This is a genomic window from Mesobacillus subterraneus (genome assembly GCF_023715485.1).
Taxonomy (GTDB): domain Bacteria; phylum Bacillota; class Bacilli; order Bacillales; family Cytobacillaceae; genus Mesobacillus; species Mesobacillus subterraneus_B.
Genome location: NZ_JAMBOF010000009.1, coordinates 1 through 13,446, shown reverse-complemented (window position 1 = coordinate 13,446; position 13,446 = coordinate 1). Strand labels below are relative to the sequence as shown.

General features: G+C 43.0%; 13 protein-coding genes. All 13 read left to right on the top strand.

Annotated features, from left to right (window positions below; genetic code table 11):
- The first annotated feature begins 246 nt into the window (after positions 1-246).
- The 13 genes from rimP to M3204_RS14140 all read left to right on the top strand — a co-directional run bounded on the left by rimP (position 247) and on the right by M3204_RS14140 (position 13,280).
- Entirely contained in the window at positions 247-717 is a 471-nt protein-coding gene (gene rimP, locus M3204_RS14200) for a ribosome maturation factor RimP (RefSeq protein ID WP_251482928.1), read from the top strand.
- Between the two features lie 253 nt (positions 718-970).
- Positions 971-2,080 carry a transcription termination factor NusA gene (nusA, locus tag M3204_RS14195; RefSeq protein WP_251482926.1) on the top strand — a complete coding sequence of 370 codons (1,110 nt, stop codon included), beginning with the start codon at positions 971-973 and terminating at the stop codon, positions 2,078-2,080.
- Positions 2,081-2,097: 17 nt separating this feature from the next.
- Positions 2,098-2,379: an RNase P modulator RnpM gene (rnpM, locus tag M3204_RS14190; protein ID WP_251482924.1), complete on the top strand. Its 282-nt coding sequence runs from the start codon at positions 2,098-2,100 to the stop codon at positions 2,377-2,379.
- Entirely contained in the window at positions 2,379-2,681 is a 303-nt protein-coding gene (locus M3204_RS14185; RefSeq protein WP_251482923.1) for a YlxQ family RNA-binding protein, read from the top strand. The genes rnpM and M3204_RS14185 overlap by 1 nt, the downstream gene beginning before the upstream one ends.
- Positions 2,682-2,700: 19 nt before the next feature.
- On the top strand, positions 2,701-5,016 hold the full coding sequence (infB, locus tag M3204_RS14180; protein WP_251482921.1) for a translation initiation factor IF-2: 2,316 nt from the start codon (positions 2,701-2,703) through the stop codon (positions 5,014-5,016).
- Positions 5,016-5,297, top strand: coding sequence for a DUF503 domain-containing protein (locus tag M3204_RS14175; protein ID WP_251482919.1), 282 nt, complete (start codon positions 5,016-5,018; stop codon positions 5,295-5,297). The genes infB and M3204_RS14175 overlap by 1 nt, the downstream gene beginning before the upstream one ends.
- An 18-nt stretch (positions 5,298-5,315) precedes the next feature.
- Positions 5,316-5,678: a 30S ribosome-binding factor RbfA gene (rbfA, locus tag M3204_RS14170; RefSeq protein WP_251482917.1), complete on the top strand. Its 363-nt coding sequence runs from the start codon at positions 5,316-5,318 to the stop codon at positions 5,676-5,678.
- Between the two features lie 146 nt (positions 5,679-5,824).
- On the top strand, positions 5,825-6,739 hold the full coding sequence (gene truB / locus M3204_RS14165) for a tRNA pseudouridine(55) synthase TruB (RefSeq protein WP_251482915.1): 915 nt from the start codon (positions 5,825-5,827) through the stop codon (positions 6,737-6,739).
- A 214-nt stretch (positions 6,740-6,953) separates the two neighbouring features.
- Entirely contained in the window at positions 6,954-7,907 is a 954-nt protein-coding gene (gene ribF / locus M3204_RS14160) for a bifunctional riboflavin kinase/FAD synthetase (protein ID WP_251482912.1), read from the top strand.
- 124 nt (positions 7,908-8,031) lie between these two features.
- Positions 8,032-8,301: a 30S ribosomal protein S15 gene (gene rpsO, locus M3204_RS14155; RefSeq protein ID WP_251482909.1), complete on the top strand. Its 270-nt coding sequence runs from the start codon at positions 8,032-8,034 to the stop codon at positions 8,299-8,301.
- Between the two features lie 367 nt (positions 8,302-8,668).
- Complete coding sequence (pnp, locus tag M3204_RS14150; protein WP_251482906.1) at positions 8,669-10,783, top strand: polyribonucleotide nucleotidyltransferase; 2,115 nt, start codon at positions 8,669-8,671, stop codon at positions 10,781-10,783.
- 216 nt (positions 10,784-10,999) lie between these two features.
- Entirely contained in the window at positions 11,000-11,962 is a 963-nt protein-coding gene (locus M3204_RS14145; RefSeq protein ID WP_251482904.1) for a polysaccharide deacetylase family protein, read from the top strand.
- Between the two features lie 85 nt (positions 11,963-12,047).
- Positions 12,048-13,280, top strand: a complete 1,233-nt coding sequence (locus M3204_RS14140) for a M16 family metallopeptidase (protein ID WP_251482902.1) — start codon at positions 12,048-12,050, stop codon at positions 13,278-13,280.
- Positions 13,281-13,446 lie beyond the last annotated feature (166 nt).

Below are 13,446 nucleotides of genomic sequence, written 5' to 3'. Positions count from 1 at the left end.
GTGACCGGTGCGGAAATCAATTAGATAAGTACCTGCTTGAAACCACGTTGCGCCTTCCCTTTGTTTGCATTAAATACCTGGTTATGTTATATTTTTATTGGAAATACTGAGGATAACTCTGGCAGATGAGAGTGGGGCAACCCGCTCTTTCTTGTTTGTTACGCACTTTTTCGGGGATAAAAACCAAAAAATGATGAAAAATGTAGCTTATGAAAGTAAAAGATGTTGTGTCAAAGGAGGGATTATATGAGCAAGGTTACCGAGGTAGTGGAAGAGCTAGTAACTCCCATCTTAACTGAAAATGGACTTGAATTGGTTGACATCGAATACGTAAAAGAAGGAAAGAACTGGTTCCTGCGCGTATACATTGATAAAGACAACGGTATTGATATCGAAGAATGCGGCATCGTGAGTGAGCGCCTAAGCGAAAAGCTGGATGCCCTTGATCCAATCCCACATAACTACTTTTTGGAAGTTTCATCACCAGGTGCAGAACGACCGTTGAAAAAGGAAAAGGACTATCAAAGGGCAATCGGAAAAAATGTCTTCATTAAGACTTATGAACCAATAGATGGGGAAAAGGCTTTCGAAGGAATGTTAACCGATTACAATGGAGAAACCGTCACTGTTGAAGTAAGGATTAAGACTCGCAAGAAAACAGTCGTACTCCCATTTGATAAGATTGCCAGCGCTAGGCTCGCAGTCACTTTTTCATAATCTGTCTAGAATCAATTCTTAAGTTTATTTATAAGGCTCTTTTCGTAAACTTTGTTGCTTCTACAACATAAAGTAAAAATCGGCATTTGGATCTTTACGAGTTTAAACGCATTCCTTGTTTAGAAATCTCCTCGAAAAGAGCTCGGATTCAAGGGATATGCGGTTTGAAAATTTGGTTCGAACAACAATTATCAATGCGAACACAGCCATTTATAAAACAAGTTGGGTAGTAAAAAAGGGGGATTTATATCTCATGGCCAGCGAATTGTTGGATGCTCTTACAATTCTTGAAAAAGAAAAAGGCATTTCCAGGGACATTTTAATTGACGCGATTGAAGCAGCACTGATCTCTGCATATCGCCGCAACTTCAACCAGGCACAGAACGTGCGGATTGATCTTAATCTTGGCAATGGTTCAATGCGTGTTTTTGCACGTAAAGAAGTGGTTGATGAAGTATTCGACCCACGTCTGGAAATTTCACTAGAAGAAGCACAAAGTATCAATCCAAACTACCAGGTTGAGGATGTAGTTGAACTGGAAGTTACGCCAAAAGACTTCGGACGGATTGCTGCTCAGACAGCTAAGCAGGTCGTTACACAGCGTGTCCGCGAAGCAGAAAGAGGAATTATCTATTCCGAATTCATCGATCGTGAAGAAGACATCATGACTGGTATCGTCCAGCGCCAGGATCCAAAATTTATCTATGTAAGCTTAGGCAAAATTGAAGCGATCCTGCCAGCGAATGAACAGATGCCAAACGAACATTATAAGCCTCACGACCGTATCAAGGTATTCATCACCAAGGTTGAAAAAACCACTAAAGGTCCGCAAATCTTCGTTTCCAGAACCCACCCGGGGCTGTTAAAGAGACTTTTCGAGATTGAAGTTCCTGAAATTTATGATGGAACGGTTGAAATTAAATCAGTAGCACGTGAAGCTGGGGACCGTTCTAAAATCTCCGTTCACTCTGATAATGCAGAAGTGGACCCTGTAGGTTCTTGTGTAGGCCCTAGAGGGAATCGCGTTCAGGCAGTGGTTAATGAGCTGAAAGGCGAAAAAATCGATATCGTCAAGTGGTCTGAAGATCCAGTTGTTTTCGTTGCAAATGCATTGAGTCCGTCCAAGGTCTTAGATGTCATTGTGAATGAAGCTGATAAGGCTACAACTGTCATCGTACCTGATTACCAGCTGTCGCTTGCGATTGGGAAGCGCGGGCAAAATGCTCGGCTTGCTGCAAAACTGACTGGCTGGAAAATTGACATCAAAGCAGAAACAGATGCAAGGGAGTCCGGAATTTATCCGCGGGACAATGAGCCGTTATTATCTGCAAATGATGACTTTGATGATGAAGATATCGATTAATGTGAGGTGAATGAGTCGTGAACAGCCGTAAAAAAGTTCCTATGCGAAAATGTGTCGCTACAGGTGAAATGAGGCCGAAAAAAGAACTCGTTCGCATCGTTCGCTCAAAAGAAGGAGAAGTATCCATTGATTTGACAGGGAAAAAATCAGGTCGTGGAGCTTATCTATCAAAAGATAAAGAAGCAGTTCAGATTGCAAAGAAACGTAATATATTGTCCAAGCAGCTTGAAACGCAAGTGGACGATGCAATATATGATGAGCTTAATGAGCTCATTAAAAAGGAGAACAGACTATCCTGATGAATTCGAATCAATGGATGTCATTGCTTGGCTTAGCCAATCGAGCACGGAAAATTATTTCAGGGGAAGAGCTTTCCGTTAAAGAAATCAGAAACGGCAAAGCGAAACTCATTTTGCTTTCAGCGGATGCATCCGCAAATACTACAAAGAAAATTACCGACAAGTGCAACTCATACAATGTGCCCTGCAAGATGGTTCCGGACCGGTTCCAGCTTGGCCAGGCAATTGGTAAGGATGCCCGTGTTGTAGTAGCCCTGTTGGACGAGGGTTTTGCAAAAAAACTGTTGACGTTGCTCGATTAATTCTAGCGGGGGTGAAAATATGAGTAAAACACGCGTTTATGAATATGCAAAGAAGCATAATTTATCGAGTAAAGACGTGATTGTTAAATTAAAAGAGATGAACATCGAGGTTTCAAACCATATGACTGCCATGGAAGATGAAACCGTGAGGAGACTAGACGCCATTTATACTAAAAAAGAAGAAAAACCACAAACACAGGCAAAGCCGCAGCAGCAAAGCCAGCCTAAAGCTGCTCAAGGACAAAGCCAGGGGCAAAACCAAAACCAGAACAGGAATCAAGGCCAGAACCGTAACCAGGGCCAGAACCAGAATCAAAACCGTAACCAAGGCCAAAACCAGCAGGGACAGCCAAAAGCTCAACTGAAGACTACTGCCAGTGCTTTTTCAGATGACGAGCGCCGCGCAACAACTCCTGAAAAAGTAAAGAGTGGAGTGGCAGCAAAGAAACCTCAAAACTCACAGCCTTTTAATAAAAATAATAAAAATAAGCCGAACAACAACAGAAACAGAAACCAGCAAAACCAAAACAGAGGCAAACAACAGCAGCAGTCTGCACAGCCTCAAGTCAAGAAAGTAAAAGAGCTTCCAGCTAAAATTACTTTCAGTGAGTCACTGACGGTTGCCGAGCTTGCTAAAAAGCTGTACCGTGAACCATCAGAAATCATCAAGAAGTTATTCATGCTTGGTGTCATGGCAACAATCAACCAGGATCTTGATAAAGACGCGATTGAATTGATTGCTACTGATTATGGTGTTGAGGTTGAAGAAGAAATCAAAGTTGATGCAACTGATCTTGAGGTTTACTTCACTGAAGATGACAAAGCATCATTAGTAGAAAGACCATCAGTTGTAACAATCATGGGCCACGTTGACCATGGTAAAACAACTCTTCTTGACTCAATCCGTAACACAAAGGTTACTGCAGGTGAAGCAGGCGGAATCACTCAGCACATTGGTGCGTACCAGGTTGAAGAAAACGGCAAGAAAATCACTTTCCTAGATACACCAGGACACGCGGCCTTCACGACTATGCGTGCGCGTGGTGCCAAGATCACGGATATCACGATTCTTGTAGTTGCTGCTGATGATGGTGTCAAACCACAGACAGTGGAAGCATTGAACCATGCAAAAGCTGCTAACGTTCCAATTATCGTAGCTGTAAATAAGATGGACAAACCAACTGCGAATCCTGACCGCGTAATGCAGGAACTGACAGAATATGGACTTGTACCAGAGTCATGGGGCGGAGAAACGATCTTTGTTCCGATTTCCGCATTAACTGGAGAAGGTCTTGACAGTCTTCTGGAAATGATTTTACTAGTCGGAGAAGTTGAAGAATATAAAGCAAATCCTAATAGAAATGCGATCGGTACTGTTATCGAGGCGCAGCTGGATAAAGGCCGTGGCTCGGTTGCTACATTGCTTGTCCAGAACGGTACACTTAAGATTGGCGACCCAATCGTTGTCGGCAATACTTTCGGCCGAGTACGTGCAATGGTCAATGATCTTGGCCGCCGTGTTAAGGAAGCAGGCCCGTCAGCACCTGTAGAAATCACAGGCTTGAACGATGTTCCACAGGCTGGAGATCGCTTCGTAGTATTTGATGATGAAAAGACTGCCCGCCAGGTTGGAGAAATCCGTTCTTCACAGGCAGTTCAGGCACAAAGAAGCGAAAAAGCCCGCGTAAGTCTTGATACTTTGTTTGAACACATGAAACAAGGGGAAATGAAAGACTTAAATCTAATCATTAAAGCCGACGTTCAAGGTTCAGTTGAAGCACTTGCAGCAGCATTGCAAAAACTGGATGTTGAAGGTGTAAATGTAAGAATCATTCACACTGGTGTTGGTGCGATCAATGAGTCTGACATCACACTTGCAGCAGCATCCAATGGTATTGTCATCGGTTTTAACGTGCGTCCTGACAATAATGCGAAGCGAGCGGCGGAATCAGAAAAAGTCGATATCCGTCTGCACCGCATTATCTATAAAGTAATCGAAGAAATCGAATCAGCAATGAAGGGTATGCTTGATCCGGTTTATGCTGAAAAGATTATTGGCCAGGCTGAAATCCGCCAGACTTTCAAGGTTTCAAAAATCGGAACGATTGGTGGTTCATATGTCACTGACGGTAAAATTACCCGTGACAGCGGAGTTCGTCTGATCCGTGACGGAGTAGTTATCTTCGAAGGACAGATTGATGCGTTAAAACGTTTCAAAGATGATGCTAAGGAAGTTGCACAAGGCTACGAGTGCGGTATTACCATTAAAAACTTCAATGACCTAAAAGAAGGCGATGTTGTTGAAGCATATATCATGGAAGAAGTGGAACGTTAATGGTAGTAGGCTTAGCAGCCTGTGAATGCATCATATATGATGCTCATTCTCTAAAAGAAAAGAGAGCCGTCCTGCAGCGGATTATTACTAGACTGAAGCAGAAATATAATGTTTCTGTCTCTGAGGTAGATCACCAAGATGTATGGCAGCGAACAACAATTGCTGTTGCTGCTGTATCTTCATCGAAGGTTTCAACTGAACGGGAGCTGCAGAACGCGCTGAAAATGATTGATTCTTTTCCGGAGATCGAACGTACCATCACCGAAATAGAATGGCTTTAATAGAACGAGGTGATTGAAATGGCTCATAGAGTAAACCGTGTTGGGGAACAGATGAAGAAAGAACTGGGCGACATCATCAGCCGTAAAATCAAGGACCCGCGAATTGGTTTTGTGACGGTCACAGATGTCCAGGTCACAGGTGATCTTCAGCAGGCAAAGGTTTACATCTCTGTCTTAGGCGACGAGGAGCAGAGAGAAAATACCCTTAAGGGCCTGGCTAAAGCAAAAGGCTTTATCAGGACTGAAATCGGCCAAAGGATTCGTCTCAGAAAAACGCCAGAACTGATCTTTGAATTTGATGAATCGATGGCGTACGGCAACAGGATCAATTCATTGATCCATGAGCTGCAAAGAGAAGAACAGTCCGATGGGGATGAATAAGAAGAAAATGAAGGATTGTGGAGCCCTGCTCATCTAAGGGCCTCTCACGATCTAGCTAAGAGATGGATAGACACCTTGTCTATCCATTTTTTTGAATACTTAGGCTTGATAGTACCACCAAAAAAAAGAACTCAGGAGGATAGAGCATGGAAGGAATTCTGCCTCTTTTTAAACCGGCGGGCATGACCTCGCATGATTGTGTTTTTAAACTTAGGAAGCTGTTAAGAACCAAAAAGGTAGGACATACGGGAACTCTGGATCCTGATGTAACTGGTGTGTTGCCTATCTGTGTCGGAAAGGCAACTAAAATTGCTGAGTATATCACCGATGCAGGCAAATCCTATGAAGGCGAAGTGACTCTTGGGTTTACAACCACAACGGAGGATGCTTCTGGTGAGAAAATAGAAGAAAAATCCGTAGACCGGACCATTCCCAGAAGTGAAATTGAACATGTACTTAAATCCTTTATAGGGGAAATAGAACAAACACCTCCAATGTATTCGGCTGTTAAGGTGAACGGCAAGAAACTATATGAATATGCCAGACAAGGGATCGAGATCGAAAGGCCAACCAGAAAGGTGACCATTTACAGCATCGAGCTTCTCGATGACAGGGAATTGTTTGAAGGTGATCTTGTGAGCTTTAAGTTTCGTGTTTCATGCAGTAAAGGGACCTACATCAGGACTCTGGCTGTGGATCTCGGGGAAAAGCTTGGTTATCCAGCTCACATGTCTTCTCTAATAAGGACTCAGTCTGCGGAGTTTACACTGGTGGATTGCTTTACGTTTGGTCAGCTTGAAGCCATGTCAGAGGAGGGTACGATCCAAACTGCACTTCACCCATTGGAAGCAGGTATTTCTTATTTGCCGAAATATCGCATAAATGATAAAGTAGCAGAGAAAGTGAAAAATGGGGCGCTCCTTGAAATTCCTCAGGATTTGAAGGGAACAAGCGGTCCAATTGTGGTTGAAACAGAAGACGGACAAGCGCTCGCGATTTACAGGGAACATCCAACCAAAATTGGAATGATGAAGCCCGATAAAGTTTTAAGAAATGAATAATAAGGCTCTTTTCGTATACTTTGTTCCTTTCACAATCAAGCGTTAAATCGACTATTATCTTATACATTAATAATGACTTCCCTGGATCAGGAACCTCTCGAAAAAGACTCGAAGGCAAACAGAAACAGGGGAATCGCTTGGTCCGAACAGCAACAATAAATGTGAAAACAGCCATTATGATAGAGCAGCTGGTTCAGAAAAGGTGAGTAAATTCGTGGAATTGATTAAACTATACCATCCTCATGAATTTGAAAAACAGGATTTCCCGGCCTTGGCAATGGCACTCGGTTATTTTGATGGAGTCCATTTAGGTCATCAACAGGTAATTATGGAAGCAAAGAGAACCGCGGATGCAAGAGGGATGAAGAGTGCAGTCATGACATTCGATCCCCATCCTTCCGTTGTGCTTGGGAAAAGTGTTAAGCATATTGAGTACATAACACCACTCGATGAAAAAGCGAGAGTAATTGAAAGCTTGGGAGTGGATTACTTATTCGTTGTCCATTTCACAACCGAATTTTCCAGCCTTCTTCCTCAGGAATTCATCGATCAATATATTATCAGGCTGAATGTCCAGCATGTTGTTGCAGGATTTGACTATACTTATGGGAAAATGGGAAAAGGCACGATGGAAACCATTCAATTCCACTCGCGGGACCAGTTCGATTTCACAGAGATTCCTAAGCTGGCAACGCCTGCAGAAGAAAAAATCAGTTCTACCTTGATTCGAAGCTTGCTGAGAGACGGAAAAGTGGACTCGATGCCATCATTGCTTGGCAGGTTTTATAAAACAAGAGGAACAGTTGTCAATGGAGAGAAGCGAGGACGGACAATTGGGTTCCCAACCGCTAATGTCGCGATGGATGACCAATACATTCTGCCGCCTACAGGAGTATATGCCGTCAAAATCGAGATAGAAGGACAGTGGCACGAAGGTGTCTGCAATGTTGGCTATAAGCCGACCTTCCATCAGGATAAAAAGGATAAACCTTCAACTGAAGTCCATATTTTTAATTTCAATGAAGAGATCTATGGAAAGTCAGCCTCGGTTGAATGGCACCTGCGCTTAAGGAATGAACAGAAATTTGAAGGGATCCAGCAGCTTGTCGCCCAAATAGAAAAAGATAAGCAGGAAGCGATTGTCTACTTTGAAAAAAACAAGGGTTAGACTTGCTTTTTGTCGTAAAAAGATGTATTCTTATTAACGTATCAAAAAAGAACCTTTGCTTGGCAAGTCGAGTCACCGACGCTTGCTCGGTAACAGGGGATTACAATTCAGGAGGTGAACACGGATGGCAATCACAAAAGCACGTAAAAACGAACTTATCAATGAATTCAAGGTTCACGAAAGTGACACTGGATCTCCAGAAGTTCAAATCGCTGTCCTTACTGCAGAAATCAACACATTGAACGATCACTTACGCGTTCACAAAAAGGACCACCACTCACGTCGCGGCCTTTTAAAAATGGTAGGTAAACGTCGTAACCTATTGACTTACCTTCGTAACAAGGACGTTTCTCGTTACCGCGAGTTAATCAACAAGCTTGGTCTACGTAGATAGTCTGTTAAAGCGGGATTTTTCCCGCTTTTTTATTAGGCAAAATTTTTGTAAGATACATAACAATCTATTGATATGAACCGTTCCTATTTGGAGCATAATATAACATAAAAGTCTTTTGTTAAAGCGCTATTCGTAAACTTTGGCTGATAGATTCCTTTTTAATGTAGAAGTTCTTTTACTGGACGGCCGTAAACGGCCAAGCTCAGTAAAAGGACAAGCAGAATCGATGCGGTGTTAACATGGTATCGTTAGTGTTTTATTCTACATAATAAAGGTATATTTGTTATAAGACATGCATAGGTGCTGTTTTGAATATTTCCCAGGGACACTCCTGGATGGATTTTATGGTAGAGAGGGGCTATAAAGCATGGAACAAGAAAAACAAAGTTTTTCCTTTGACTGGGCAGGGCGCAAGCTTACAGTCGAAATCGGACAGCTTGCAAAGCAGGCAAATGGCGCAGTCCTTGTCCGTTATGGCGATACTGCTGTCCTAAGTACAGCAACAGCTTCAAAAGAGCCGAAGAATTTAGACTTCTTCCCGCTCACAGTGAATTATGAAGAGAGATTATATGCTGTTGGTAAAATACCAGGCGGCTTTATTAAGCGTGAGGGACGTCCAAGCGAAAAGGCTATTCTTGCCAGCCGCTTGATTGACCGTCCAATTCGCCCTTTATTCGCAGATGGCTTCCGTAATGATGTCCAGGTAATCAGCATCGTCATGAGTGTGGATCAAAATTGTTCATCTGAAATGGCTGCAATGTTTGGTTCATCACTGGCTCTATGTGTTTCCGATATCCCGTTTGAAGGGCCAATCGCTGGTGTGACAGTTGGAAGAATTGATGGAAAATTCATCATCAATCCATCTGTTGAAGAAACAGAAAAGAGTGATATGCATCTTGTCGTTGCAGGTACAATGGATGCGATCAACATGGTTGAAGCTGGTGCTGATGAGGTTCCTGAAGAAGTAATGCTTGAAGCGATCATGTTCGGACATGACGAAATCAAGCGTCTGATTGCTTTCCAACAGGAAATCGTTGCACAAGTTGGTAAAGAGAAGCGCGAAATCACTCTCTTTGAACTAGACAAAGAATTAGAAGCGGAAGTTCGCGGAATTTGCGAACAAGACATGCTGGCTGCAATCCAGGTACAAGAAAAGCATGCACGCGAAGACGCAATCAAAGAAGTGAAAAATTCCGTTATTGCTCGATTTGAAGAGCAAGAAGCTGATGCAGACCAGCTTAAAATGGTGAAACAAATCCTTGATAAAATCGTCAAAGGCGAAGTCCGCCGTTTGATTACAGAAGATAAAGTTCGTCCTGATGGACGTAAACTAGAAGAAATCCGCCCGCTTTCATCTGAGGTTGGATTGTTGCCTAGGACACATGGTTCTGGCTTGTTCACAAGGGGACAAACACAGGCTTTGAGCATTTGTACGCTTGGAGCGATGGGTGATGTTCAAATCCTTGACGGTCTAGGAATCGAAGAGGAAAAACGCTTTATGCACCATTATAACTTCCCGTTATTCTCTGTAGGTGAAACTGGACCGATCCGTGGACCAGGCCGACGTGAAATCGGACACGGTGCATTGGGTGAACGTGCACTTGAACCTGTTATCCCTAATGAAAAAGATTTCCCATATACCGTCCGTCTAGTGTCAGAAGTACTGGAATCTAATGGTTCTACTTCACAGGCTAGTATTTGCGCAAGTACATTAGCATTGATGGATGCAGGGGTGCCGATTAAAGCACCAGTTGCCGGAATTGCAATGGGCCTTATTAAATCAGGAGAGCATTATTCGATCCTGACTGATATCCAGGGTATGGAAGACCACCTTGGCGATATGGACTTCAAAGTTGCAGGTACTGCCAAGGGTGTGACGGCATTGCAGATGGACATCAAGATTGATGGCTTATCCCGCGAGATCCTGGAAGAAGCTTTGCAGCAGGCTCAAATTGGCCGTATGCAAATTCTTGAGTCAATGCTCGCAACACTAAAAGAACCACGCGAACAGCTTTCAAAATATGCGCCTAAAATCATTACTATGTGGATCAAGCCAGATAAAATCCGTGACGTCATTGGGCCAAGCGGAAAACAGATCAATAAGATCATTGAAGAAACTGGCGTTAAGATTGATATCGAACAAGATGGTACGGTATTCATCGGTTCCGTAGATGAAGAAATGATCCAAAGGGCAAAGAAAATCATCGAAGATATCGTCCGCGAAGTTGAAGTCGGAGAGATGTACCTTGGTAAAGTTCGCCGAATCGAAAAATTCGGTGCTTTCGTAGAAATCTTCCCAGGAAAAGATGGACTGGTCCACATTTCCGAGCTTGCTGAAGAGCGAGTTGGAAAAGTGGAGGATATCCTTAAGCTTGGTGACGAAATCCTTGTTAAGGTCACAGAAATCGATAAGCAAGGCAGGGTTAATCTTTCACGTAAAGCAGTCTTAAAAGATCAGCGCGAAAAGGCTGAAAAAGAATAATTCAATCAACGAGGCCAGGGGAAACCCCTGGCCTTTTTACATGTATTTTCGGTTCCTTCCCACTCTCTTTCGTTCTACCTTGTCCTCTCCCTTCATAATGTAAAATAAGGTCCATTTCGTATATTCAGCTAAAAAAATATGATAATAAATCGTCTGGAAAAGAGCTTGGCTGGAAGGCCCTGCGCAATTAATTTAACAAATGAGGGGGGCAAGGATATGAGAAGGCTTGTGTTGATTTCTGCGTTGTTACTCGGAGCTTGGATCACGGTAAATAACCCATTTTCTAGTACATATGTTGCGGGGCTGAAAACGGAGACTCTCGCTGTAGCTGGACATGAAAATTCATTGATTGCAGAAATAGAAACAAAAGCGAAGGAATATGAGATTAAAGCTTCAAATGCAAGGAAGGATCCGGTCTGGAAAGCGATTCCTGGCTATAATGGCCTAAAAGTCGATGTTGATGAATCCTATAAGAAGATGAAAAAAGAAGGTAAATTCAATCAAGAAAAGCTGGTCTACAAACAGGTTCCTCCAGAGGTGCATTTGAGTGACCTGCCGCCTATGGCCATTTATAAAGGGCATCCGGAAAAACCCATGGTAAGCTTTATCATCAATGTGGCCTGGGGGAATGAATACCTTTCAGGAATGCTTGCTACACTAAAGAAGCATAATGTAACCGCGAGTTTTTTCCTCGAGGGGAGATGGGTTAAAAATAATCCAGGGATGGCGAAGATGATAGCTGAGGCCGGTCATGAGATAGGTAACCATTCCTATACACATCCTAATATGAAACAGCTTTCCCCTCCGGAAATCAATGAGGAAATTAAGAGAACGGACGAAGTGATTGAGGCTGTAACAGGGGTGAAAACAAAGTGGTTTGCCCCACCAAGCGGTTATTATAAAGATGAAGTAGTTGAAATTGCAGCTGCCCACAAATTAGGAACCGTTATGTGGAGTGTGGATACAATCGATTGGCAGAAACCTTCCCCAGAAAAGCTGATCAGCAGGGTGATGGGAAAAGTCCATAATGGAGCAATGATATTGATGCATCCTACAGAATCTACTTCAGCGTCGCTCGATCAGCTAATTACGCAAATCAAGGATAAAGATTTGCAAATTGGCACAGTTTCAGATATGTTGAGTGAAAATAGGGTAATGTCAAAAAAAATGAAAGAATAGCATTGTATTTGGAAAAAGTAAGTTAAATGGACTATACTTATGAAATGCAGTATTTTTAGCAGCAGGTTCCAGAGGAGGAATATAATTGATAAAGAAATATACATGCCAAAATGGTGTAAGAATTGTACTTGAACAAATTCCGACTGTTCGTTCGGTCGCGATCGGTGTATGGATCGGTACAGGATCTCGGAATGAAAACCCCGAGAATAATGGGATCTCACATTTCCTAGAGCATATGTTCTTTAAAGGCACAAAAACAAGGTCGGCAAGAGAAATCGCTGAATCCTTCGACAGCATCGGCGGACAGGTAAATGCCTTTACTTCCAAGGAATATACGTGCTATTACGCAAAAGTGCTGGACAATCACGCTCCATTTGCTCTTGAAGTATTAGCTGACATGTTCTTTAATTCCACTTTTGATTCTGAAGAGCTTAATAAAGAGAAGAACGTTGTAAATGAAGAAATTAAAATGTACGAAGATACACCAGATGATATCGTTCACGACCTGCTGAGCAAGGCAATATACAGCGACCATCCTCTGGGCTATCCAATCCTCGGGACGGAGGAAACTCTCCAAAGCTTTTCCGGAGAAAAGCTGGAGCAGTATATGCATGAAACATATACACCTGAAAATGTCGTAATTTCGATTGCTGGTAATGTTCCAGAATCATTCATCAACAATGCCGAACAATTCTTTGGCTCATATGAAGCAAGCAAGAAAAAGATCGAGCATGTGAAGCCCGAATTCCATGCAAGCAAGATTTCACGCAAAAAAGAAACAGAACAAGCCCACCTTTGCCTCGGATTTGAAGGTTTGCAGATTGGCCACAAGGATGTCTACAGCCTGATTGTGCTGAATAACGTCCTTGGCGGAAGCATGAGCAGCCGATTGTTCCAGGATGTACGGGAACAGCGCGGCCTCGCTTATTCAGTGTTTTCTTACCACTCTGCCTACCTTGACAGCGGCATTGTGACGATCTATGGTGGGACTGGAGCGAACCAGCTGAATGTTTTATATGAAACGATTCAGGAAACTCTCTCCAAGCTTCGCGCTGATGGCATAACAGAAAAGGAGCTCAACAACAGCAAAGAGCAGCTTAAAGGCAGCCTGATGCTGAGTCTTGAGAGCACAAACAGCCGCATGAGCAGGAACGGGAAAAATGAACTTCTGCTTGGAAGGCACAGATCTCTTGATGAAATCGTGGAACAAATTGACCAGGTGACAAAGTTAAGTGTCGATAGCATGGCTAACAATATTTTCACTGACAATTATTCGGTTTCATTAATCAGCCCGAATGGCGAATTGCCAAAAATGTAATTTCAAACAGCAGATCCTTTTGGAGCTGCTGTTTTTTACGTGCGCCCGGCATGGGTGCAGTCTATAGGGTGCAAGTCCCGAGCCATGAAGGCAGTAGTAGTGGTTAGCTTAACGCAAGGGTGTCCGTGGTGACGCGGAATCTGAAGGAAGCGAGCGGCAAACCTCC